This window comes from Bartonella sp. AP36NXGY (assembly GCF_042195865.1).
Classification (GTDB): domain Bacteria; phylum Pseudomonadota; class Alphaproteobacteria; order Rhizobiales; family Rhizobiaceae; genus Bartonella.
The window spans coordinates 16,119-40,763 of record NZ_JBHIPD010000013.1 but is presented as its reverse complement, the minus strand read 5'-3'; the positions used below and the strand labels follow the sequence as shown (position 1 = coordinate 40,763).

The following is a 24,645-nucleotide window of genomic DNA, read 5'->3' as shown; positions in this document are numbered from 1 at the left end:
AATATTACCACAATAAACAATAATGTTTTGCGACACGCAAAATAAAACGCAATATACTATGGGTTGGAACAATGTTCTAATTTTTTATTAAACGCTTTACGGATAAAACGCCAACGAACTTTTTCCTGAAATGCAGGACGAAAATATAAAACAATCTGTTGTGTCCGTTGTGGACCTGTTAATTCTGCAAAATCAATCGAATCTTCAAGACAAATATCTGCGTCAGGCGATATAAAATACCATATTTGTTCACTCTTCACGTTCTCGTTCTTTACGGCTAAACACACACGTTTGCCATCATAGTTAACTTCAACTTGTGGATGAAGATGAAACCGAACAGCAACATAATTTTGTTCATTTTGCACACTCTTGTGTCTCTTTCTCCCTTTATTTGGCATAAAAAAGCGATCAAAACCTTCGATCGTATCTCCATTTGTCGCCAAAATAAGACCACGCTCATGAATAAGATTAAAGGGTCGCACATAACCATTATGACTCGCAATAAAACCTGTCTTCTCTGAATCCTCTATACGGCACACTTGAACATCTGTTGGTCCATCAAACAAAAATGGCGCGCCATTTTTCTTTTTATGATAAAAAGCACCCACTGAACAATCATTAAGCGTAGCTGTTGAATGTGCTGCAGTAACACGCCCTAAATGTCGATACTCTTCCCGCCCATCAGGATTAACACCGGCATTGATAATAAAACGGTGCCCTTGTGAAGACATTTCAAAAGACAAACACCCCGAACAAGCCTGCTGTGCTACAGAGCGAGGTGGAAACTTTCCTGTATCTGCAAGCACTGTTGTTTGATTGGCTTTTAAGCGCTGAAATCCTGAATAACGGGCATAACTAAAAGGATGACCTCCTGTTTCATCAAGCTCCAAAAGTGATGATAACCGTTCCGATACAAGGGGACCAACCCCATTAAAATGGGCCAACGTTTGATCCTCATGGATAAAGAATCGTAAAGCTGGCAACATACGCTCAACAGAATCAATCAAAATACGGGGTGCTGTTTCATTGCTACGCATAAAAAGATGCCGTAACGACAATAAATCCGATAACAAATTCAGCAAAATAACAGGACTACGGGAAATATGCCCACCATCAACTAGGATTTGACGGGAAAGCTCCTCTATAAGTGTGGTTTGTACCTTTTTTTTCACTGCCGCTGAAACAGGCAAAGCAAGAGATGCGAATGTCAAAGCCACTGCTGCTTGTAAACGTTGATCATTGTGCTCCATACTACAAACTGTTACGCGCAAATAACGAAATTGCAAACCAAGTGCACGTAAAAAGCGTTTTTCAAACCGTTCACTTGCCCCTTCTAACAACATTTTCGAATGACAAATCCATGAAATCAAGCGCCGCGCCACAACAGGATCACTCCAAGCAAGCCCTTTTACCTTCTTACCAGCATGGTCAAACCAGTCTTCTAAAAGAGAGCGTGCATGTGCAGAAGCTAAATCACTTCCTGCTGCCTCCATATGGCGCAACCAATGAAAATCATGTAGAGCCGCTTCCCATTCTAGCGTTGGTGGAACCAATGAAAACGGCGAAACAGCACCAGAATGAACAATGTGACCAGCAAAAGCAAAACGACCATGATAAAATTCATGCGCCATCATCGGATCAGCTACATGCAAATCCATGGGATGCGCTAAAATTTTATGAGGACGAAACCCTGAAAATCGCCAACGAAACAATGGTCCAACCCATAAACGCCGCATAACATTCTGTATCGTATCGATACAGGCTGCCACTTTTACCTGAGGAGCTTTTACCGCAACCGCCAAAATTTCATCTCCATTTATGCTGAATCAAATACAATTTCGACCATTTTTGTAAATGAAGCGTTAATTAAGCAATTTTTCGTAAGCGCGCAGCGAAAAAACCATCCATTCCTAAAAATACGGTTTTCTCAGCATCAAAATTTTTATGACAAAAATCCGCAGGCGTTGTCCGTAACATCCCCCCACAAAGCAAATGTTCCAGTGCTCCCATTTCCTCTGGATAAATAGGGTCTAAAACAATGTCATTGCGTATCGATAAAATTTTCTCAATAAGATCTTCACCTTCTTCTCTTGCCAATGAACAATTGGAAAAAACAATCCGCCCCCCCTCCTTCACCAAAGAAATTGCTGCAACAAGCAAATCATATTGCAACGCCGCTAACTTGACGATATCTTCCCTCGATTTCGTCCATAAAATATCTGGATGACGACGGATTGTTCCTGTAGAAGAACAAGGAGCATCAAGAAGAACCGCATCAAAAAGCTGTGTTGAATGGAAATTTTTCACATCGCCCTGCCAAATATGAACTGAAAAATGAAGCCGTTCCATATTTTCTTTTAAACGCTTTATGCGGTTAGCAGAAAGCTCAATTGCAGTCACCTCAGCCCCTTGCAAAGCCAATTGTGCTGTTTTTCCTCCAGGGCTCGCACAAAGATCAGCAACGCGTTTACCCTCAATACTCCCAAGTAAACAAGCAGGCAAAGCTGCTGCAAAATCTTGGACCCACCAAGACCCTTCACGATAGCCTGGTAAATCAGAAACAGAACACTCCAGACGCTTCAATCGAACAGAACCATTGGGCAATACCACACCGCCAAGCCTTTCAGCCCATCCACCACTATCAGATTTCACTGTCAAATCGAAAGGAGGTTCCACACTTTGAATTGCGATAATCTGATGTACCTTTTCTGTTCCATAAGCTGATATTAAAAGCTGTCCAAACCACGCTGGCACACCTTCAATGGTAGGAACTTGTTGGCGTAAAGGCTCTGCCTCACGTGCAACATTGCGCAAAAGAGCATTCACCACCCCTGAAAAACGGCGCATTCGAGGATCAAGTTTCGCCACACGCACAGCTAAATCAATAGCCGCATGATCGGGAATATCAAGATAAAGAATTTGTGCAACACTGATATGCAAAAGATGCTGAAGTGAAAGTGCTTGTGAAGGCAAAGGACGCGCCAAAAAGCGTGAGAGAGCCGCCATAATCTGCCCTCGATGACGCAATGAAGCTGTTAAAATAGCCCGACATAACAAACGATCTCGTTGTGAAAGCTTCAAATATTGTGGATGTCCGTGTTCATTATCCGTCAAACCAGACAGAGGCGTGTACTTATCAACTACCGCCCCCAAAAGACGCACACACACCTGTCGAACAGCTAATCCTGGAACATTTTTTTCAGACACATGCCCCGCTTTTTTGTGTTTCAAAACACCACCTTTATATCACAGTTTTCTCAAGAGCTCTCTCAATAATTCTATGAACGAGATCTTTTTGAATTTTCATAACGAAGCCAAGAAGGACGTTTTGTAACACGCTGAAAAGAACTGTTTTCTTGCTCACCTAATGCATGAGCCTGACCACTATGAAAATCTCCATAGTTCATCCCGCTGCTTTTTTCATGTATAGCGTCTTCTTTATTCCATCCCACACTTTTGGCAAGAGCCCCTTTCATCTCTTCTGCTTGCCGATAAAGAGCAGCGATACGATTTGCAGTTGCTGGATGTGTCGAAAAAAGACTATCCGCTCCCTCACCGCTCAAAGGATTAATAATAAACAGATGCGCGGTTGCTGGATTATGCTCTGCTTCTTCATTATATACCCCACGTCCCCCATCAGCAATCTTACGCAATGCCGAAGCCAACCATAAAGGATTACCACATATTTCAGCCCCTCTACGATCCGCAGCATATTCCCGTGTACGGCTAATCGCCATTTGCACCAGCATCGCTGCAAAAGGCGCCACGAGCAATGCAATAAATCCTCCAATTGCCCCAGCGCCATGAGAATCTTCTGAAGAATTACGCTGTCCTCCCATAAAGAAAGCAAAATTACCAAGCATTGAAATTGCCCCTGCAATCGTTGCGGTTAGAGTCATTGTTAACGTATCACGATGCTCAATATGTGCGAGCTCATGCGCCATAACGCCGGCAATTTCCTCAGCGCTTAACCGCTCTAACAACCCAGTACTTGCAGCAACAGCTGCATTTTGCGGATTACGTCCCGTTGCAAAAGCATTTGGCTGTGCATTCTCAATAACATAAACCTTTGGTTGAGGAAGAGAAGCCTTTTGTGCTAAATCGCTTACAATCTTATAATAAACTGGTGCTGAATGCTGATCAACTTCACGCGCCCCGTACATGCGTAAAACGATTTTATCTGAATTCCAATAAGAAAAAAAGTTTAAACCACTTGCCATCAAAAGAGCAATGACCATGCCACCGCCCCCTCCAACAAGATAACCAACTCCCATAAAGAGAGCAGTTAAAAAAGCCAAAAGCATAGCTGTACGCATTATATTCATTACTCAAAAAACTCCATGATAAAAGTCAATCAATACTATATGATGGTGTTTTCTTTCTGCTTCTTCAATGGAATAGGTGTAAAATGAATAAAAAAGATGAGAAAACAAGCAAAAAAAATGCAACTGTCGTTAAACAGCAATCTCTTTCTCCCGCAGCACAACGCGCCCTTAAAGAAGCTGAAGAAAGACGAAAACGCGCAGCAAAAAAAGAACAACCTTTAGAAAACGGCGGACGCGGCGGCAAAGACCCTTCCCGCTATGGAGACTGGGAAATTAAAGGCCGCGCCATTGATTTTTAAAACCATTGATTTAAAAAAAACGGCGCAATTTAAACAAGCAGCTTTTTAATGAAAATCCGTTTTTGATAGACAAAAACGGATAATATTTATTTTTCTAAAGCTTTTAAAAACACATTGATTAAACAATCATGCTTCTTATGCTGAAGCAGATTCTGCTTCAGCCGCTGCCGCTGCTTCTTCTGCTGCTTGCTTTGCTGCTGCTATACGTTCTTGTGCTTTTTTACCCGGTTCACCTTTATGTGGATTATTACGAGTTGGACGCTTTTTCAAGCCAGCTGCATCTAAAAACCGTAAAACGCGATCTGTTGGTTGAGCCCCTTGCCCAAGCCAATATTGGATACGTTCTTCATTAAGTTTCACCCTCGGTCCATCTTTAGGCAACATTGGATCCCATGCACCAACACGTTCAAGAAACCGCCCATCGCGCGGACTACGAACATCTGCAACGACGATATGATAGTAAGGACGTTTTTTTGAACCTCCACGGGACAAACGAATTTTCAATGCCATATTTTATCTCCTATTGTCAGCTCTGGCTTTCGTTTAAATTGACTTTTTTTGTTTTTTGCTCTTCAGCAATAACTTCATGATGACTCACAACTTCTTTAATAATAAATTTTAAAAATCTTTCAGCAAAATCAGGATCAAGATCACTATCCATAGCCAATTGCCGCAAACGCGCTACCTGATATTGCTCACGCAGAGGATCTACTTTAGGTAAATCATAACGCGCTTTTAAGCGCCCAACAGCTTTCGTACAACGAAACCGCTCTGCTAAGATATGAATCAAAGTTGCATCAAAATTATCAATGGATGCTCGTAAATGTGCCAATTCGTTTAATACTGTTTCCTGCATTATATTCCTTTCCCTCTTTACATCTTATTTTTTCTTAGGATGCTGAGGAAAATTTCCCCCATCGACAATGCCATTGGAAAGACCAGGAAATGTAGGTCCACGCTTAGGAAGTCCGGGCAAGAGCTTCCCTCCATTACCATTTTCAATTTGCTTTTGAAGCGTTGAGAATTGCTTTGGATCCAATCCCGACAAATCCGGCATAGCTGGAGAATCCCCTCCCAAGTTTCCCATACCACCAAAACCCATTTTGGAACCAAGGCCTCCCAACATCTTTCCCATAAAACCACTTTTTCCTTTACCACCCATGGCTTTCATCATATCAGCCATTTGGCGATACATCTTCAAAAGTTTATTAATATCAGCCGCTGTCGTACCAGACCCCTTAGCAATTCGTTGTTTGCGGCTATGTTTTAAAAGCTCTGGATTCGCCCGCTCTTTGGGTGTCATAGATGAAATAATGGCCAATTGACGATCAAACAAACGATCATCAAACCCCGCAGCCGCAATCTGCTCTTTGACCTTCCCCATTCCTGGCAACATGCCCATAATACCGCCCATTCCACCCAGTTTTTTCATTTTCTGCAACTGTTCTGCAAGATCATTCAGATCAAATTTTCCAGCTTGCATTTTTTTTGCAAAAGCAGCAGCTTTCTCGTGATCCATTGTTTCAGCAGCTTTTTCAACCAAAGAAACAATATCCCCCATTCCGAGAATACGATCAGCAATACGACTGGGATGAAATTCTTCTAAAGCATCTATTTTTTCACCAGTTCCAATTGCTTTAATTGGTTTACCTGTAACAGCACGCATAGAAAGAGCAGCGCCACCACGCCCATCACTATCCATACGTGTTAAAATAATCCCCGTAATCCCTACACGCTCATCAAAAGAACGAGCAAGATGAACGGCATCTTGCCCCGTCAAACTATCAGCCACCAACATAATCTCATGAGGAAGGGAACATGCTTTAATTTCAGCCAATTCGAGCATCAAAGCTTCATCAATATGATTACGTCCTGCTGTGTCAAGAAGAAGCACGTCATAACCACCCAATTTAGCAGCCTGTACGGCACGTGATGCAATATCAACAGGCAGCTGACCCGCAATAATAGGCAAGCTTGCAAGTTTTGCCTGTTCTCCCAATTGGCGCAATTGCTCCTGTGCAGCGGGACGGCGTGTATCTAATGACGCCATGAGAACTTTTTTATTGTGCTTATCAGTAAAACGTTTTGCAAGCTTTGCTGTTGTGGTTGTTTTTCCCGAACCTTGCAAACCAGTCATCATGATAACAACTGGAGCTGGTGCATTTAAATCACTCAGAACGCTTTCATTTCCAAGAATATGAACCAATTCATCATGAACAATTTTAACCACCATTTGGCCTGGTTTAATTGATTTAACGATTTCGGCCCCAACAGCTTTTTCCCGAACTCTATCGGTAAAAGAGCGCACAACATCAAGAGCAACATCAGCTTCCAATAAAGCGCGACGAATTTCACGCAGCGCCTCTACAACATCCTGATCCGATAAAGCGCCACGTCCCGTCAAATGAGACAGGATAGAACCAAGTCGCTCTTGCAAGGATTCAAACATCATTTACCTCATTGTTGCATAACAAACAAACCAAAATAGCATCCGAGAACGCATCGCGCCGTCGGATGTTGACCTCTGAGATCTCTTTATACCCTTAAACTGGGGTCTCAGTCGGTGGCTCCAAGTTAATTTTGTCACTGAAAGCTTGCTCCTTCAAACAATAAAACCCCAGCTTTGTCAAGTTTTATCATAAAATATCTTTTTATACGAAGAAATAAAAACAACAAATACTATACTTCAAAACTTTCAACTTCAACACGCATAAAACAACCTGTTTCCTGTTCCATGCTCCATAATTTTCCGCTAGAGATATCAAACCAAACACCATGCAATGTCAAAAAACCTTGATCTTTGCGAAGCTTTATCCACGGAAACGTCTCTAAATTTCTCAACGAATGGCGAATAGAAAGCTGCTCTAATGCCGTCTGTTTTTCTGGCCAAGACAACGACTTATTATTCAAAACGATTTCTGCTGCTGGTGCTAAGAGACTTATCCATTGACCGATAAAATCATTTGATAATAAAGATTTATATGTCTCATTAAGAGCAGTACGAATGCCTCCACAATGGGCATGACCAAAAACGACAATATGTCTCACCTCAAGCAATTGCACAGCATATTCAAGAGCTGCTGATGTTGCGTGATATTGGTCATCAGGAGAAAAAGGAGGAACCACATTCGCCACGTTGCGCAGGGTGAAAATTTCCCCTGGCTTAGCATCAAAAATCATTTCTGGTACTGCACGCGAATCACAACAAGCAATGACCAAAACTTCAGGTTTCTGCCCCTCAATCGCCAATTGCTGATAATCTGCTATTTTATATAAAAAATGATTGTTTATAAAGTTTTGGTAACCACTTAAAAGTCTTTCTGGTAAATGCGCCATTCTCTCTTTACTTTTGCTTATTTTTTTACTTTTATTTTGTATATTTAAAAAAACAAACTATTAACATACAAAAATACTAAAAGTGCCCTTTCCTTGAAGCAAAATATTTCTTTAAAGTACAAAATATTACTAAAAAATAGCAAAAACAAACTCATTCTTTCCAAATAAAGAGCTATTTTCTTTAGAAAGAAGGTGTTACAGTATATAAAAAATATAATGGTCTGCTTTTAATAAAGACCCCTTAAGAGCAAAAAGGGAGAGTGAATGTGTTGCAACAAAAAAAAACAGAGACAAAAAACACCCAAGATAAAATAGAACAAATCCTTTTTGCCCAAACCGATAAAGAAGATATTGCTTATTACGAAAATGAAGAACTTCAAAAAGCCACAGCCATCGCGGTAAAAGCTTTTAATCTCCATCAGACGGGAAAAAATACCATCTGCTTTGAGCAAAATTTAACCCGTAGTAACAGACCTATAACCGTTATCACGCTTGTCAATGATAACAAACCCTTCCTTCTCGATTCTATTTTAAATGTTTTTAATCAACACAAAAACCATATCTATTTGATTGCACACCCCATTATTGATTGTGCTTCTGGAAAACGCATCAGTCTGATGCAAATTCACATCGAGTCATTAAACAAACAGCAAATACAAAAACTTGAAAATGAACTCACCTTAGTTCTTGAACAGGTTAATGCTGCTGTACAAGACTGGAAACCTATGCTTGAAGAAGTTGAAAAGCAGATTCATGCCTACCAAATAAGTCTTCCCCCGCACTACAAACAAGAAGGCGAAAAGGCCATTGAGTTTCTTCACTGGCTAATGGACGATAATTTCATTTTCCTTGGTATGCGCACTTACAACTTCATTAAAGACCAAAAACCCCTAAAATCCTTTACGGCAAGTAATATTGAACTTGGTATACTCACGGATGCTTCTATTCATATTGTTGACGATAAAAGTATGAAAGAACCTCCTCAAGAAGTTTTATCCTTCATGGAAAGCGATAATCTGTTTATCGTGACAAAAGCGAACAGCCGCTCCAAAATTCACCGTTCTGTTTGGCTCGATTATATTGGTCTTAAAATCTTTGATAAAGAAAACCAACTCTGTGGAGAATTACGCATTGTAGGGCTTTTTACCTCCTCAGCTTATACACGTTCTATTTTGCAAATTCCTTTCTTAAAAGAAAAAGCCCGAACTATTATTCAACGTCTTGGACACAATCACGCCGATTATTCAGGAAAAGTACTCATCAGTGCTTTAGAAACCTATCCAAGAGATGAAATGTTTCGCTCTGATGTTGATACATTGACAGAAAACATTAAGCTTATTCTACAATTAGATGAGCGCCCACGTTTACGGGTTCTTGCCCATACTGATTCTTTTGGGCGCTTTGTTTCTATCCTTGTCTACGTACCGCGTGACCAATATAGCAGCAGCCTGCGTGAAAAAGTTGGCGAACATTTTGTAGAGCTTTATAAAGGTGACTTTTTTGAATCTTATCCGCTATTTTTGGAAAGCACCCTTATACGTGTCTATTATATCATCCATCGCAAAGGAAACGAAACTGTTCCCCTTCACGAGCGCTCCACACTTGAACAACATGTACGTTCGATTGCACGAAGTTGGGAAGACAGGGTTCAAGCCATCGCTCTTAACAAGAAAATAACAGAGCAACAAACACGTCTAGCCAGTGAATTCCCCAACAGCTATCGTGATTTATTTTCAGCTGAAGACGCTATTAACGATGCCGGACATATTCTAAGTCTTCATGATGAAAAGCCCCTTTTCGTGATCTTTTATCACGCACAAAACAAAGAAAAACAGTGCATTTCTCTTCGGCTTTTTCACCGCCATGAAGCACTTGCCCTTTCCAAACGTGTACCACTCCTTGAAAACATGGGGTTTCGCGTTATTGCTGAACAAACCCTTGAATTACCAGATGGCAATGGGCGCTCTGTGTATCTTCATGATATGCAGCTAGAAAGTACTTTCCAACACTGTATCGATTTTGAAAAAGACGGTCAAAAACACGCCGAAACCTTTGAAGCCATTTGGGCACAAAATGCTGATAATGACGGCTTTAATGCTCTCACCCAAACAGCTGAGCTTGATTGGCATGAAATTGTTATTTTGCGCCATTATGGGCGCTATCTCCAACAAGCTGGAATTCCTTATTCGCAAGATCGCGTTGCCCAAACTTTAAATGCTTATCCTGACATTACCCAAGATCTTTATGCTTTATTTCATTTAAGATTTCATCAAAGCCATACAGAAAAAGAACGGGAAAAAAACCAACAAGTCATTCAAAAGCGCATTGAAGAAAAATTACGGAAAGTCTCTGGTTTAGATGATGATCTCATTTTACGCCGTTATTGTAACCTTATCGAGGCGAGTTTACGAACGAATGCCTTTACGCCTCTTCCTGATGGAAGTCCACGGCGTATTTTAGCCACCAAATTAAATCCGCGCCAGATTGAAGGTTTGCCTGAACCGCGCCCTTACCGAGAAATTTTTGTTTATGGACCAGAAGTTGAAGGGGTCCATTTGCGTTTTGGACCTATCGCTCGTGGCGGAATTCGTTGGTCTGACCGTGCATTAGATTATCGCACCGAAGTGCTTAGCTTAGTCAAAGCCCAACAAGTTAAAAATGCGGTTATCGTTCCTGCAGGTGCAAAAGGTGGATTCTATCCCCATCGGCTTCCCCAAACAAATGACCGTGCTGTCATCATAGAAGCAGCACGACAAGCTTATACAGACTTTATAACAGCTTTGCTCTCCATTACAGACAATCTGATTAACGGCAAAATAAGTTCTCCCCACAATGTCATCTGTCATGATGACCCTGACCCCTATTTTGTTGTTGCGGCAGACAAAGGAACAGCAACTTTTTCTGATACAGCCAACGCCATCAGCCAAGCAAACCACTTTTGGCTTGATGATGCTTTTGCCTCTGGAGGCTCAGCAGGTTACGACCACAAAGACATTGCTATTACAGCTAAAGGTGCATGGGAAGCCGTCAAAAGACATTTTAGAGAGTCATTTAATCACGATATTCAAACAACGCCCTTCACCTGTGTCGGTGTTGGAGACATGTCTGGTGATGTTTTTGGCAATGGGATGCTGCTTTCCAAACAAACAAAATTGATTGCCGCTTTTGATCACCGCGATATCTTTATTGATCCAGATCCGAACATAGACGAAAGCTATGTAGAGCGTACGCGTCTCTTCAAACTGCCTCGCTCAAGCTGGCAGGATTACGATAAAACCAAATTATCAAAGGGCGGTGGCATCTTCTCACGAAAAGAAAAAACCATTACTCTCTCACCTGAAGCAGCACAAGCCATTGGTTTCGAAAAACAAACAGGAACACCCTTTGAAATTATCTCTGCTCTTCTCAAAGCCCCTGTTGATCTTTTATGGTTCGGTGGCATTGGTACTTATATCCGTGCTGCAACAGAAAACGATGCCCAAGTAGGTGATCGAGCAAATGATGCAATACGCATTACCGGAGAACAAGTGCGTGCAAAAATTATTGGTGAAGGAGCTAATCTTGGTGTTACACAACGTGGACGGATTGAATATGTCTTAAATGGTGGTCGATGCAATACGGATGCCATTGACAATTCTGCTGGTGTGAATTGTTCTGATATTGAGGTCAATCTCAAAATTGTTCTTGCATCAGCACTACGTGCCAAAACGTTAACCCGCGAAGATCGCAATAAGCTCTTGAAAAAAATGACGCCTCAAGTCGAGCAACTCGTCTTGCGCAACAATTATCTACAACCCCTTGCGCTTTCTTTGGCGGAAAACCAAAGCACTACTGATTTGCCCTATCAAATACGCTTTATGCACGATTTGGAACAAAAAAAGCTTCTAGATCGCAGAGTTGAAATACTCCCTGATGAGCAAATTTTACGACAAAGAACAACCCAAGGCAAAGGTCTTCTCCGTCCAGAACTCGCCGTTATTTTTGCCTATGCTAAATTGACCTTAAAAGAAGAAATTGCTAATAGCCCCATTGTTGATGATCACTATTTCAATACAGCCCTGCTGAACTATTTTCCAACCCAAATTCAAGAAAATTTTAAGAAGGAAGTTATTAACCATCAATTGCGTCGTAATATTATCGCAACGCTGATTGCCAACGATATTGTAAATCGTGGAGGCCCCACTTTTGTTAATAGACTACACGATGCAACAGAACAAAAGACTGAAAATATTATTCGCGTTTTTATTGCCATCCGCGATGGTTTCGAAATTCCTCAATTGTCTGAGCAAATTGATAAGCTTGATAATAAAATACCCGGTCTTGTCCAAAATAAATTCTACGCAACAATGACCCCAATGCTCTTTGAAACAACCAATTGGGGTTTGCATAACATAGATCTCTCACGTCCATTAGAAGAAATTGTAAAAACAATAAAGCAAGCCCGTAGCATTATTGAAAAAGAGCTTATGCATTCTCACGACAACGATATTAAGCAAAAGATTGAAGAAAAAGCATTACACTACAGCGAAGAGGGAGCACCAAAAGCATTAGCGAAACAATTAGCTCTCTTGGAAGCTGCTTCAACAATCTGTGATATTTCTTTAATTGCAAAAAAAAGCAACAGTGATCTTATTAAAACCGCAGAGATCTACTTTTCACTTGCGCAAATCATTCGTATAAACCGTATTAACGAAGCAATTCGTATAATCCCTGTAGTAGATTATTATGATAGTATGGCTTTAAGCCAAGCCAAAGAAAATGTTTCTGAAAGCTTTCGGCAAATCGTTATGAAAATTCTCAAAAATTATGGAAAGAAAAAAGATCCTTTTGACACTTGGAAAAAAACAGAAGAAGATCATATTCACAACATTACAAACCGCATTAGCGCCCTTATTGAAAATGATCTCAATATTTCTCGTTTTACTTTTGCAGCAGGATTGATTTCTCAGCTTCAAAATATTGGCTTTCAAACCTAAAGTAAATACAAAATGACCCACTCAATCTCCCGTTCTATCCCACCACCACAACAAACTAACAAAAATAGAGAGCGGGAGTTTGCATTTTTAGGCAAGGTTCCAAAAATAAAAATCTCGCTATCTATCATAATAGAATTGTTTGCAACAATTTCAAAAAAACAACAGGATTGATTTTTCACCCTAAAACATAAACTTTCAGACTTAAAAGCAGTACAAAACAGCTAAGCTTTTGCTCTGTTCTATCCATCCGTGACTAATCAGCAAGGGAAGAACGGAAACCCTATCCCGCATTTTTAGACAGAGCACTCAAAATAAAAAATAAATTCAAATTTTACTGTCAAATATCCTTCATCATAAAAATATAATATATTGATTTACAATCATAATTTTATCATTTTTATGATAATCCGATATTCTAAATTTGTCTCATTTAAAATCTATTTATATTCAATTAATTAACCCCATTTCCCCTTGCATATTGCAAATGGGAAAGCCGAATAGATAAAAACAGTAAAGAAAGGACTAAAAATGCCCCTCATAAACCGCCACAAGTGCCAAAAGCTGCAGTAAGATTGAGAATTAGCAAATATAAGCAAATATAATATGATGATGTTTTCCCCTAGCTTGTTACTCCGTAACCGAAAAGATGATGGTGCTTAATGGCTTTATCCTTATACCATTCACAGGCGACATCGTGAAATAGGAAGCACTGAGAAATATTTTTTTAACAAATGCGTAAATATACAATACAAATATATTCTGTTTTACGTGGAAGGCATATAGCTTCATTAAAAAATATCAGAAATAAAAGGATAAGCTTAATCCATTATTTAAAAGATATAACTGTAACTGCTTTTGAAATGCGTAAAATCGAATAAAAAATGACAGTAAAGATGGATGTTGATTTTCCCCTTTACAACTTCATATCTTCCTCCAACTAGGCTATTTACTTGTTTTAAGAGGTTACACCCAAACAGATATATGCAATATGCTCATTCCATATATAAAGAAAAAGGTTCCTAACAAGTACCATACCACCTGTATAAAAAGGCAATTCAGCATACTTTAAAATGCCACTTTTTCCATAGAAACACTGTTGCTATATGTAGTTTGACATAAGATTTTGTACTAAGTGAAAAGAGGTTGGACGAGTTAGGAGTAGGTGATAATTTTTTATTTTTATAGCTATTTTTTTACCATTAAATACGCATTTTGTTAAAATAGATTTTGACACTCTAAAATTGCAAAAAAGTGTGAAAATCAGAAAAAGTTGAAATTTGGTAGTAAAAATGAAAAAAGGCTTTGGTACAACACCTAAAGTGGAGCAAGACGACCAAGTTTTAAAAATCCCAGTTTTACCCACCCATTGTTAATGAGCAAGGAAAGAACGGGAGCGCCGTCCGCATTTTTAGGCAAAGCACCCAAAATAAAAAATAACGCTTGAAGATTATTGGCTTGCGCGGGAAATAAGCGCTGCAGAGTGTTAAGAAGCTTCATGGACTGAATAAGGACAAGTTCAAATTTTGCTGTCAAATATCCTTCATCATCAAAAGAAAAAGGTCCACTAATACGCACTGCACCACCTGTATGAAAAGTCAATTCACCTTGCTTTAAAAGTCCACTTTTTCCATACAGTCGCTGTTGCCAATTTTTTTCTTCATGTTCAAACAGAAGAGAGGCATCATTTAAAATCCATTTCAAATTGCCATCAATTTTAGGAATATCAACAAAAGAAGATTTTAAAAAGGGAGAAGCATCAAAACCGTCAAAAGTTATATGTCCCGATAAATCATTCTTTTCATGTTTAAGATCAAGTCGAAAAAATTCTGCCGTTATTTTTTGAAGCATATCTTGTGGTTCTAACGGCTGAATAATCACGTCATGCGTATTTTGCAAAGATGCCGGATCTTCAATATTTTCTTGTGTCGTTTTTTTATCTGTCGTTGGTGCTCTTAATGCTTCTTGAAGCTTTTGATCTTCAGGGGAAGAGGAAAAAGATGAAATCTCAAGCCCTTCAGCTATAAACTTCAATGTTTTACCCGTTTTCCAATAAGGCTCTGTTTCAATCACCAAATTGCGCCAATGCGATACTATGGGAGTTTTTCCGGAAAAAACAATTAATGCAGGAGAATGAACATTAAACTCGACCAAATGAGGTGCGTAAATTGGTGCACCAGCTGTCAAACGCCCCGTCGATAAAGAAACCCCATGTAAAGGCCAAGAAAATTGAAACTTGTCACAAACAACACCGACACGTAAAGGATAACCATCCTTGTGCACATTCTCACATACCGCCGCCATATTATGGGAAGATACTTTTGTGAATATATTAGAAACATAGTCTTCTATTTTACGCGAAAAAAAAACCAGAGTGCGCTATAAATAAATATCAGAGCAAGACAAAAGAGCCCACAAATTAAATAACTCAAAGAAAAACTTTTTTGTGATGATGGTATTTGAAAGGATTTAGACAATATTCAAACTTTCTTTATCTCTTAACTTCCTCCCCACCCTAAAAAGGATAAAGATTCCCAACCACGTTCAGTTTATACACAATCCAACTTCTTAATCCACCGGATTTTATCTACTGATCACTTCAAGAAGTCCCTATACATCGTTCTAAAGTACAGTATCTCATAAGCTCAATAAACAAGATTTTCTTAAAAAAACCCATTACACCCTTTAACAAAAAACACCTCATGTGTAAAGTTTTACATAGATTTTCTACCTCTAGCTTAAACCATACTGTTTTACAGCACAACAAAAATGATAATGAATAGTGTTTCTTAACGATAAAGCCATTGAGCCCCCCATCTTTACGCTTATGGAGACCCCAAAGCCAGCACCATCATTATATTTGGCTAGCCCCCAAATGTTGCGACAGCCCTTGGCACTTAAGACAGTTCATAAGAAGCATTTTTAGTCTTTTCTTATACAGTTTTTACCCACACGCCAGCCCTACTTGTGACATGCAAACAAGAGGTTTTTATTGAGTCAACATACACAGGTTTGGAATGAAAAAACCTTACTATATTCGGGGTTCTCATTCAATATACAAAACCGTGAATTACCTATATAAATCAATTCGTTGTCAACAATCACACAAGTACGGGCGGTGTACAAAAAATCTGGTGTAATGCGCTTTCAAACCATTGGCTCAAAGCTCGATCATAGATTAAACGACCTTTCAAATGTGCACAAGCAGGTTGAGCACCTTTTTCAGTCAATTTATGTGCCGAACGCACGACCAAACGCCGCATCATAGCGCGTGTAAATTCAGCATGAAACTGCAAACCCCATGCATTGTTTCCATAACGAAAAGCTTGTGTAGGATATGTATTCCCTGTTGCCAAAAGCATTGCCTCTTTCGGTAAATCATAAATACCTTCATCATGGAAATGGTAGACCATCTCTGGCCAATTCATCAATTCCTTCCCTTGTGGGGTTGCTTCTAGTGGATACCAGCCGACTTCAACAGTCCCATCACTTCTTGTACCAACGCGCCCCCCTAGATTTCGCGCTAACATTTGTGCTCCAAGACAAATACCCAAAAAAGGCTTATTTTCCTTTAGTGATAACGAAATCCAATCAATTTCCTCACCAATATAGGCTTCGCTGTCATTCACACTCATCGGTCCCCCTAAAATAACAACGCCGGCATAATGCTCTAATGTATCAGGGAGTTTTTGTCCAAAAATAGGACGATAAATATCAAGAACAAAACCATTTTGTTGTAAAAATTTTCCCAACCGACCAGTATAGGTAGAGCGCCGATGAATAACGACAGCAATCCTTGGTTTGTTATTTTTTTGTTTTTTATCAAGACATCTCTGATTTAAAAACATTTTTTAACCAATCACCTCTGCTACCAAGCAAAACTTTATTTTTAAAGCATAAGAGAATAATTTTATTGGACAAGACTAACGATATTTTTTCTTCTAGGTCAATTGTTTCTTCTGAGAAAACATTCGTATTATCAACATTGGTGCAATTTAAAATAAACGAAATTTTTTCCTCGATAAAGATGTTTCTTCTTCTGTTTTAACCCCTGGATCATCAACATTTAAGTGAGTTTGACTGAACATTTTTACATCTTTTTCTTTTATATCTTGTTTCTCCACCTGCACATTATGCAAAAGAGAATCATCTACAGGTGTTAATTTTTCAAGCTTCTTATCTCCAACATCATCACTTTTTCCCATAACATACTCTTTGTCTTGCCTTTTCGACACAATATTGTCCGCCTCTAATGTGAGAGAAGGCATACAAGGAGGCGCCTTCCATTCAAAACAGCCCAAACGTCCACTGATTGGAGAAACCACTGACCAAGAAGAAAAAATGGCCCCATCACACATCCACACTGGATCACGTTCAGCACGAAGTGCTAAAGAAAGCCATTGACGCACAGCACCTTGATTGTTTCCCTGTGCCTCTTCAATATCTGCCAACAATAAATAAACACTTTCCCGTGGATGACATTGTAATGCTTTTTGTGCCTTCTCTCTTGCTAATGCTGTTTCACCAGCATCCAAAGCTGCTTTAGCAATAAGGAAAGCCGACTCAAATGCATCTTTATTATAAGAAGCAAGTGTCTTAGCCCTTTTCAATCGCCCAATGGCTCCTTCTTCTCTTTCAAGATAAAGCGCTCCCAAGTCAGGATGAGGCTCCTTTTGCCAAGCCGCTATAATCATTTTATCCGCTTTACGCGTTTCGTTTAATTTATAAAGAATATCAGCAGCAATAACTATTATTGGAACAAAATCAGGCGCCAATTTATGGGCTTTCAAAATAGCTTCACGTGCTTGTACAGGATGTGTATCAAACAAAGAAAGTGCCTGCCCACTTAGTAGTAAAACCTGTATATGCTGCCGCTCTGGAATCGCGCGAATAGAACGCGGGAGAGCTTTTTGCGTTCTTTCAAAAATAGTAAGTGCCTTATCCCATTTACCCTCAGTACTTAACCGATCAAGCACCGCCTGATGCGCCCATAAAAGTGCTGGCGATAAAGTCAGTGCCTCTTCAGCATATTGTTGCGCTGCCTCATAAGCTTTACTCTTCATTGCTTCACGAAACAAACCATAAAGTCCAACCAGTTTTGTCGGATCTTCCTTTCTCATCTCTTCATAAAGACCGATGGCGCGAACAGAGTCATTTTGTAAAGACAAGGTTTGCGCTTGTAAGAGTTTTACCAATGGCTCTTGTTTCCCTGCAAGATATTTAGCAACACGTGCTTCCATTTTTTGCGCAACCATACTATCACCAGCAAAAGTTGCAAGAATCCCCTTTGAAAGAGCTTCGTAACCACGCTTTTGATGGCGTTTATAAAAATAATTGGAAAGAGCATTCGGTATGGAAAAAAAGAAAGACAATAACCACCATAAAAGCACCAGCGTTACAAAAAATAAAATAAGCACACTTAACACTGTAAGAAATGAAGCAGAAAATCTGAAATGCAAAAATGTGAGAACAAAAATACCATTGTGATTAGCAACCCACGTGAAAGCTAAACCGAGGATACAAACAACAAAAATATAAATAAAAACACGTATCATCTTGGGCCTATTTACATCTTTGTTGCTTTAAAAGATCCTTGTTGCACAGACAATAACAATTGCTGCAACAACTGTTGAATAGCAATATGTCTTTCAAGCTGCTTAACAAAATCCATTGAAACATCTTTTGCACTTTGGGGCAATGATTGCCATTCGCTCAAAGCCTTTTCGTAATCACCAGCTTGAATGGCAACTTCCATGCGTGCCGCAATAGCCCCCAGCGTTGTCCCTTCAACATTTCCAATCGGTCGCGAAACAATGAGCCCTTTTATCCACGCTAAAATTCGGTCAAAAAAACCAGCATCTGACGCAACAAGATTTTGCGTACCAACAATTGCATCAGCAACATGAGCAAAATCAACTGAAAGTTGTGCTGAACTTGGAAGACCCACAGTAGCTGTTTTTTGCAACACATCAAGTCCATTAATCGAAGGCGATAATTGCCGCAACAGCTTTAATTCATTATTATAAGATCCACCACGCTCTACAGCATTTTTTAATGAACTAATTGCAGTAAAGAGCGCGGTATCTATTTCTTTTTTCTCACTATTTTTAACAGCAGTTTCTTCCTGTAGTGCTTCTAACTGTTGTTTTAACGCAGCAAGATCATTTGCATTGCTCTGCCCAACAGACAAAGCCGTCTCTATCTCTTTCGACTTTCTAACAAAAGTTTGTACAGTTTCTTCAAGAGCTTTTACTTTTTCCTCTAAAATCGCAAAAGCTTTTTTGCTTTCTTCTTTCGATAGTTCATCATTTTTCGTTGTTTTAAACTGTTGTGATGAAAAAGAAGAAAACTCTGTTTTTAACGTATCAATTTCTTGAAAGACCCGCCTCAATTGTTCCTTTGTGTCTTCACCTTGACTTTTTGCGGCTTCAGCAATCTGCAAAGCTTTTTCTCCTCCAGCAGAATTTTCCACAAAAGGAGAAGGAAAAAAACCAGCCCATTGAAGCCCCATAAAAACTCCCAAAGCAATGAATCCTCCCAAAATCCCAGAAAGGGACAAGAAAAGCCAAGTTGTACTAGAGATACTTTTATCCTGACCTTGCATATTCTGTTCTTCTCGCGCTTGAGATTCTACAGAATTATGGATTTTTTCCTCTGAATCATGGGGAACAGCTTCATGTTCAATAACTGGTTTCTTACGGCGCGTACCAGCATAATGTGGTTTAACTTTTGGTTTTGAAGAATCGACCATCTCTGTCACTTTTCGTGCACACTTTTTTTAATGATAAAATAATAAAATGAAAAAAGTTTTAAAAACGCAGCTTTTCTCAATAATATTTACAATTATCGCCTTTAATAGACAAGTTTTTAAAAAACATTTGCATTTTATACTCGAAAATACAGCTTTATTTTTTAATCAACGATATCATAAAATTCAAAGAAAATGCCAAAACACATATTTTTCATAGAAAAAACAATTCTAAGAGAAATACTTTGCATCTTTTTCTGTTCATGGTACGCACGCAGGAAAGAAGCTTCAATATAAGGTTTTGTTTAAAATGCGTCTGCTGGGAATAGAAACAAGTTGTGATGAAACGGCAGCAGCTGTCATTGAATATAACAATGAATCAAACAGCCAAATTCTTTCCAATGTTGTTTGGAGTCAAATTGATCACCATGCACCTTACGGCGGTGTTGTTCCTGAAATTGCTGCTCGTGCCCATGTTGAAGTTCTTGATCATTTAATTCTGCAAGCACTAACAGAAGCAAACACAAAATTAAAAGATATTGATGGCATTGCAGCCACCAGTGGACCTGGTTTGATAGGAGGATTATTGGTAGGCGTTATGAGCGCAAAAGCACTCTCTCTTGCCACTGGCAAACCATTTATTGCGGTAAATCACTTAGAGGGACATGCTTTAACAGCTGTGTTAACGCACAACGTCAGCTTTCCTTATTTATTACTTTTAGTTTCAGGGGGTCATACACAAACAATCATTGTTCATGGAGTAGGCAACTACCAACGTTTAGGAACCACTATTGATGATGCATTAGGAGAAGCCTTTGATAAAACAGCAAAACTTTTAGGTCTTCCTTATCCTGGTGGACCAGCACTTGAAAAAGCAGCTTTATTTGGTGATAAAAATCGCATCCCTCTTCCACGTCCTTTAAAAGGTGAAAAACGATTAGATTTTTCTTTTTCAGGACTCAAAACTGCTGTTCGACAAGCCGCAACAGCCATAGCTCCTCTTACAGAAAATGATATTGCTGACATTGCCGCAAGTTTTCAAGCCGCCGTAACCGATACAGTACGTGATCGCGTTCACCTCGCTCTACAACACTTTGCCCACCAATATCCTCTCTCTCATGATCAAGAAAAGCGTTCTCCTGCTTTGGTTGTCGCAGGCGGTGTTGCCGCAAACCAAGCCATTCGCTCTACATTACAAGAACTTGCCCATCAACATGGCTTTGAATTTATAGCCCCTCCTCTTTCCTTGTGTACCGATAATGCTGCAATGATTGCTTTTGCCGGTGCACAAAAGCTTGCACGAGGAGAAACAAGCCCTCTTGATATTGCCCCTCGCTCACGCTGGCCATTAGATGAAAAAGCCCCCCCCTTGATTGGGATGGGTCGCCGTGGAACAAAAGCATAATAAAATTGACGTCCTACACACATCTTAAAGAACGAAGATTTCTACTCAATCCGGTCTATAGATAGTCCGAATTCTCTATCGAGCAGATTCCACCTGCTTCCCACTCACACAATTCACTTAACCCAAAGATCGATACGTAAACCTAAATATTCACCACACATTCTTAAAAACTTCATGTTTCAAAAAACTGCCTTATATCATTACACTTCAAATGACGGTATTTTACAGCATAATAAGACGCACTCTATCCCACAAAGCATAGATATGAATGCCATTCGTTGACCTCATCATCTTTGACCATTTATTCGTTTCATTGTCATTGTAATTTTAAAGCTTTTTAGAACCAATTTTCTTGCTAAATTCTCTCCAACGCAATGCTCCAATGATCCTATAGTAACTACATTTCAAACAGCAGCTGAAAAGATGATTAAGCTTCCACATGGCTGAGCAATTTTAAGTCTATTACTTCGATACACTGATATATTTTTCTGCTACAAGATAAGCAAAATACCTTTATACAACATAAAATATCAATGGAGCGCATTTTTCTATATACAAGTTATTTTGAAATAAGAAATTCTTTACCCCATTTTTAAAATTATCGTTAAGGATATTACGAAAATACTTATAAAAATCCGTATGATAAATACATAACAGTCTATGAAAAAGGAGAACTCATGGCTTATTGGCTTTTTAAATCTGAACCCCATAAATGGTCATGGGAGATGCAAAAGAAAAAAGGAGCTGATGGCGAACAATGGGATGGTGTACGCAATTATCAAGCTCGTAATAATATGCGCGCTATGAAATATGGTGATAAAGGTTTTTTTTATCATTCAAATAAAGGTTTAGAAATTGTAGGAATTGTAGAAATATGTGCTGAAGCACACCCTGATTCTACAAGCTCTGATCCACGCTGGGAATGTGTGGACATCCGTGCACTTTGTGACATGCCAACACCTGTTTCATTAAAACAAATTAAAGCTAATCCCAAACTAGCAAATATGGTGCTGGTCAAAGCCAGCCGCTTATCAGTGCAACCCGTGACAGAAGATGAATGGAAAGAAGTCTGTTTGATGGGCAACCTTAAGAGGGAAATGCTTTTATCTTAAAACAATAATTTTTATTCATTAACTCATATAAAAAGATGCTTCATAGCGCAGAAGAATAAGCACAACACCTCCTTCTGTTGAGGTATTCTCATGCTAAATGCATAAATATGATATTTTTTTGTCATTTTTTATCCTGCACTCTTTCTCAATACAGTCTCCTTCCAAATTACACAAAAAACCTCTTTATGATGCATCTTTTCGGCATTGCTAAAGGCAAAGCTTGCTCAACAATTATAATAAGCAACACCACGAACATAACACACAGCCCCTTCACACACAAATGCAACAAAAAAACAAAACTGAACGTGGATAAAAAACAATAAAAATGATCGTGAAATTCTCCTAAACAGTGCATATGTGCTAGGTGTTGCACAATTCTCTTCACGCTTAAAAAACGCATCATATTGCGTGTTCATTGTTTTGCATGTTGGACGAGTGCGCCTCATACCGCAGGATTCTCTCATTCCCAACCTGTTTATATTGAATCAATCAAAGGCTATTTGCTTGCACATTCTAAACGGAGAAAGTCCCATATGGAAAAAACCGTGAAAGAAAGGACTAAAAATTCCTCCTATGAATCGTCTCAAGTGCCAAGGACTGTCCGCAACACCCACGAGCTGACAAAGTGAATGATAGTGCCACACCTTGTTTCTCCATAAAGCGTAAAGATGATGACACTCAATAGCTAAAACACGTTCTAGAACATAAAAAAACGCTTCCAACCAATACGTAAAATACCCTGCAGACGGAATACCGTCTTTTCAGCAAGCAACCATTAGAAATTATAAAAGTTTATTTTTTAGAAGCGCTCTTTTTTAATTTTCCTCTTTTAATTTTTCTTGCATGAAATCTTATTTTTCATGAAACTATATCAATCAGTGCATCAACATGCCTATAAGGAAAAACATGAACCACTATACTCTTTTAATCGTTGAAGACGATGATCTACGCCCTATTTTAGTAGAACAATTGCAAATGCATCAAGAGTTTAAAATTTTCCAAGCAAAAACAGCAGAAGCGGGAATGAGAATAATCCAAGAAGAAAATATTGATCTCACTATTTTGGGATTTCAACTTCCTGATCTTGATGGCTACAAAGCCGTTAAACAATTACGCACCCAAGGATTTCGTGCCCCCATTATCATGATAATAAATTATGATACAGACTGTGATAATATTTTAGATCTTGAAACAGGCGCCAATGATTATGTAACAAAACCCTTTCGCTTTGCGGTGTTATTAGCGAGAATTCGAGCACAGTTGCGCCAATATGAACAAAATGAAGACGCAACCTTTCATATTGGTCCCTATACTTTTAAACTAAGACAAAAACTTCTTCTTGATCAATGCAACAATAAAATCTGTCTCACAGAAAAAGAAGCAGCGATCCTTAAATGTCTCTATCATGCCAATGATAAAATTGTCAGCCGTGAAACATTGTTAGAACAAGTTTGGGGATATAATGAAAATATTATCACCCATACTTTAGAAACCCATATCTATCGTTTGCGACAAAAAATCGAAAACGATCCCTCCAATGCGCAAATTCTCATAACAGATCAAAATGGTTACCGTTTAAATCTTTAATTCGAGATTTTCTGTTTCAAAAATAATTTTAATATTCTAAATGAAAACAGAAACGAGATGAAAAAACCTTCGCATATAATTCGAATGCTATTACATAGAACTTACTCTTATGACAAAATATATAACATTATGAATAAAAAACGAAATATTCCAACATGAGAACCAAAAACAAAAATGCTTTCAACCCTCACGATATACTTTGTAACTTCTGTTTCACATGCTTTTGTTCTTTCTAAAGTTTTTAATATGTTTCGCATATAAATAATCGTGATATCTTTTAGCAACATTCTTGATCATAACTATCATCTTTAGATGAGTGCTATTTATGATTATTTTTTTCAGAAAAACCGCTCCACGCACTGCTTTATCTCACATTCACTAACCTAACTTGAGAGATGTTTTTTATCTTTATAGTTTTCCTCCATTCTTTATAACTTTATCTCCTCTTAAGAGGTTATATAATTCATGATATAACGCTAAATGTTTATCCTAACGATAAAGCCACTGGGCATCACCATCTTTACGCTTATAAAAGAACAAGCCAGCACCATCACACACTTATGTTAGATCTCTATGTTGCAGAGGAGCCCTTGATACTTGAGATGGTTTATAAGAAGCATTGTAATCCTTCCTTGTACAGTTTTTAACCACCATAAACCATATTATGTAAGATCTCTTGGACTCTGCTATTTTTACGTTTACGAAGATACCAGCATTTTTTTCTTTTAAAATGTTTCCACTATTCATGAAATATGGTTCGGTATATAGATACTTGAGATTTTTATTCACATACCAATTCCACATATTAATGTACAAAAGAATATTTTTTAATTGTAAATGCAAAAAATTGAAATAAGAGA

At 38.8% G+C, this 24,645-nt stretch carries 16 protein-coding genes; 5 read left to right on the top strand and 11 right to left on the bottom strand.

What is annotated here, in order from left to right:
* Nucleotides 1–56: 56 nt before the first annotated feature.
* From ACFINX_RS06680 to htpX, 3 genes are all read right to left on the bottom strand, one after another.
* On the bottom strand, nucleotides 57–1,802 hold the full coding sequence (locus ACFINX_RS06680) for a heparinase II/III family protein (protein WP_375668528.1): 1,746 nt from the start codon (nucleotides 1,800–1,802) through the stop codon (nucleotides 57–59).
* A 64-nt stretch (nucleotides 1,803–1,866) separates the two neighbouring features.
* The gene (locus ACFINX_RS06675; RefSeq protein WP_375612722.1) at nucleotides 1,867–3,231 is read right to left on the bottom strand and encodes an RsmB/NOP family class I SAM-dependent RNA methyltransferase; all 1,365 of its coding nucleotides are present in this window, start codon (nucleotides 3,229–3,231) and stop codon (nucleotides 1,867–1,869) included.
* Between the two features lie 47 nt (nucleotides 3,232–3,278).
* Entirely contained in the window at nucleotides 3,279–4,325 is a 1,047-nt protein-coding gene (gene htpX / locus ACFINX_RS06670; protein ID WP_375612723.1) for a zinc metalloprotease HtpX, read from the bottom strand.
* An 83-nt stretch (nucleotides 4,326–4,408) separates the two neighbouring features.
* On the opposite strand from htpX, the gene ACFINX_RS06665 reads away from it, so the two are divergent.
* Nucleotides 4,409–4,624, top strand: coding sequence for a DUF1674 domain-containing protein (locus ACFINX_RS06665; protein WP_273790074.1), 216 nt, complete (start codon nucleotides 4,409–4,411; stop codon nucleotides 4,622–4,624).
* Nucleotides 4,625–4,759: 135 nt separating this feature from the next.
* Here ACFINX_RS06665 and rpsP read toward each other — a convergent pair whose 3' ends face one another.
* The 4 genes from rpsP to ACFINX_RS06645 all read right to left on the bottom strand — a co-directional run bounded on the left by rpsP (nucleotide 4,760) and on the right by ACFINX_RS06645 (nucleotide 7,960).
* On the bottom strand, nucleotides 4,760–5,134 hold the full coding sequence (rpsP, locus tag ACFINX_RS06660) for a 30S ribosomal protein S16 (protein ID WP_273787601.1): 375 nt from the start codon (nucleotides 5,132–5,134) through the stop codon (nucleotides 4,760–4,762).
* Nucleotides 5,135–5,150: 16 nt separating this feature from the next.
* Complete coding sequence (locus ACFINX_RS06655) at nucleotides 5,151–5,480, bottom strand: chorismate mutase (protein ID WP_273790075.1); 330 nt, start codon at nucleotides 5,478–5,480, stop codon at nucleotides 5,151–5,153.
* Nucleotides 5,481–5,504: 24 nt separating this feature from the next.
* Nucleotides 5,505–7,073 (bottom strand): signal recognition particle protein, encoded by a 1,569-nt coding sequence (ffh, locus tag ACFINX_RS06650; protein WP_273790300.1) that lies wholly within the window; start codon nucleotides 7,071–7,073, stop codon nucleotides 5,505–5,507.
* A gap of 230 nt (nucleotides 7,074–7,303) precedes the next feature.
* Nucleotides 7,304–7,960, bottom strand: a complete 657-nt coding sequence (locus ACFINX_RS06645; RefSeq protein ID WP_375612226.1) for a carbonic anhydrase — start codon at nucleotides 7,958–7,960, stop codon at nucleotides 7,304–7,306.
* A 266-nt stretch (nucleotides 7,961–8,226) separates the two neighbouring features.
* On the opposite strand from ACFINX_RS06645, the gene ACFINX_RS06640 reads away from it, so the two are divergent.
* Nucleotides 8,227–12,936 carry an NAD-glutamate dehydrogenase gene (locus tag ACFINX_RS06640; RefSeq protein WP_375668527.1) on the top strand — a complete coding sequence of 1,570 codons (4,710 nt, stop codon included), beginning with the start codon at nucleotides 8,227–8,229 and terminating at the stop codon, nucleotides 12,934–12,936.
* Nucleotides 12,937–14,250: 1,314 nt separating this feature from the next.
* Here ACFINX_RS06640 and ACFINX_RS06635 read toward each other — a convergent pair.
* The 4 genes from ACFINX_RS06635 to ACFINX_RS06620 all read right to left on the bottom strand — a co-directional run bounded on the left by ACFINX_RS06635 (nucleotide 14,251) and on the right by ACFINX_RS06620 (nucleotide 19,684).
* Nucleotides 14,251–15,237 (bottom strand): DUF2125 domain-containing protein, encoded by a 987-nt coding sequence (locus ACFINX_RS06635; RefSeq protein WP_375668526.1) that lies wholly within the window; start codon nucleotides 15,235–15,237, stop codon nucleotides 14,251–14,253.
* 797 nt (nucleotides 15,238–16,034) lie between these two features.
* Nucleotides 16,035–16,781 carry a glutamine amidotransferase gene (locus ACFINX_RS06630; RefSeq protein ID WP_375606037.1) on the bottom strand — a complete coding sequence of 249 codons (747 nt, stop codon included), beginning with the start codon at nucleotides 16,779–16,781 and terminating at the stop codon, nucleotides 16,035–16,037.
* 147 nt (nucleotides 16,782–16,928) lie between these two features.
* Nucleotides 16,929–18,488 (bottom strand): heme biosynthesis protein HemY, encoded by a 1,560-nt coding sequence (locus ACFINX_RS06625; protein ID WP_375642816.1) that lies wholly within the window; start codon nucleotides 18,486–18,488, stop codon nucleotides 16,929–16,931.
* Between the two features lie 11 nt (nucleotides 18,489–18,499).
* A complete protein-coding gene (locus ACFINX_RS06620) occupies nucleotides 18,500–19,684 on the bottom strand; it encodes a COG4223 family protein (RefSeq protein WP_375668525.1) in 1,185 nt (394 codons plus the stop codon).
* A 307-nt stretch (nucleotides 19,685–19,991) separates the two neighbouring features.
* Here ACFINX_RS06620 and tsaD point away from each other — a divergent pair, with 307 nt between their 5' ends.
* The 3 genes from tsaD (at nucleotide 19,992) to ACFINX_RS06605 (ending at nucleotide 23,785) form a co-directional block, all read left to right on the top strand.
* A complete protein-coding gene (gene tsaD, locus ACFINX_RS06615) occupies nucleotides 19,992–21,086 on the top strand; it encodes a tRNA (adenosine(37)-N6)-threonylcarbamoyltransferase complex transferase subunit TsaD (RefSeq protein WP_375668524.1) in 1,095 nt (364 codons plus the stop codon).
* 677 nt (nucleotides 21,087–21,763) lie between these two features.
* Nucleotides 21,764–22,198 (top strand): EVE domain-containing protein, encoded by a 435-nt coding sequence (locus tag ACFINX_RS06610; RefSeq protein WP_375632425.1) that lies wholly within the window; start codon nucleotides 21,764–21,766, stop codon nucleotides 22,196–22,198.
* 906 nt (nucleotides 22,199–23,104) lie between these two features.
* Nucleotides 23,105–23,785, top strand: coding sequence for a response regulator transcription factor (locus ACFINX_RS06605; RefSeq protein WP_375612220.1), 681 nt, complete (start codon nucleotides 23,105–23,107; stop codon nucleotides 23,783–23,785).
* The last annotated feature ends 860 nt before the right edge of the window (nucleotides 23,786–24,645 follow it).

What these genes read in the sequence shown, in the direction of transcription:
- htpX (WP_375612723.1), bottom strand. Translation starts at nt 4,325, where the DNA reads ATGAATATAATGCGTACAGCTATGCTTTTGGCTTTTTTAACTGCTCTC.
- ACFINX_RS06665 (WP_273790074.1), top strand. Translation starts at nt 4,409, where the DNA reads ATGAATAAAAAAGATGAGAAAACAAGCAAAAAAAATGCAACTGTCGTT.
- rpsP (WP_273787601.1), bottom strand. Translation starts at nt 5,134, where the DNA reads ATGGCATTGAAAATTCGTTTGTCCCGTGGAGGTTCAAAAAAACGTCCT.
- ACFINX_RS06655 (WP_273790075.1), bottom strand. Translation starts at nt 5,480, where the DNA reads ATGCAGGAAACAGTATTAAACGAATTGGCACATTTACGAGCATCCATT.
- ffh (WP_273790300.1), bottom strand. Translation starts at nt 7,073, where the DNA reads ATGTTTGAATCCTTGCAAGAGCGACTTGGTTCTATCCTGTCTCATTTG.
- ACFINX_RS06645 (WP_375612226.1), bottom strand. Translation starts at nt 7,960, where the DNA reads ATGGCGCATTTACCAGAAAGACTTTTAAGTGGTTACCAAAACTTTATA.
- ACFINX_RS06635 (WP_375668526.1), bottom strand. Translation starts at nt 15,237, where the DNA reads ATGGCGGCGGTATGTGAGAATGTGCACAAGGATGGTTATCCTTTACGT.
- ACFINX_RS06630 (WP_375606037.1), bottom strand. Translation starts at nt 16,781, where the DNA reads ATGTTTTTAAATCAGAGATGTCTTGATAAAAAACAAAAAAATAACAAA.
- ACFINX_RS06625 (WP_375642816.1), bottom strand. Translation starts at nt 18,488, where the DNA reads ATGATACGTGTTTTTATTTATATTTTTGTTGTTTGTATCCTCGGTTTA.
- ACFINX_RS06620 (WP_375668525.1), bottom strand. Translation starts at nt 19,684, where the DNA reads ATGGTCGATTCTTCAAAACCAAAAGTTAAACCACATTATGCTGGTACG.
- tsaD (WP_375668524.1), top strand. Translation starts at nt 19,992, where the DNA reads ATGCGTCTGCTGGGAATAGAAACAAGTTGTGATGAAACGGCAGCAGCT.
- ACFINX_RS06610 (WP_375632425.1), top strand. Translation starts at nt 21,764, where the DNA reads ATGGCTTATTGGCTTTTTAAATCTGAACCCCATAAATGGTCATGGGAG.
- ACFINX_RS06605 (WP_375612220.1), top strand. Translation starts at nt 23,105, where the DNA reads ATGAACCACTATACTCTTTTAATCGTTGAAGACGATGATCTACGCCCT.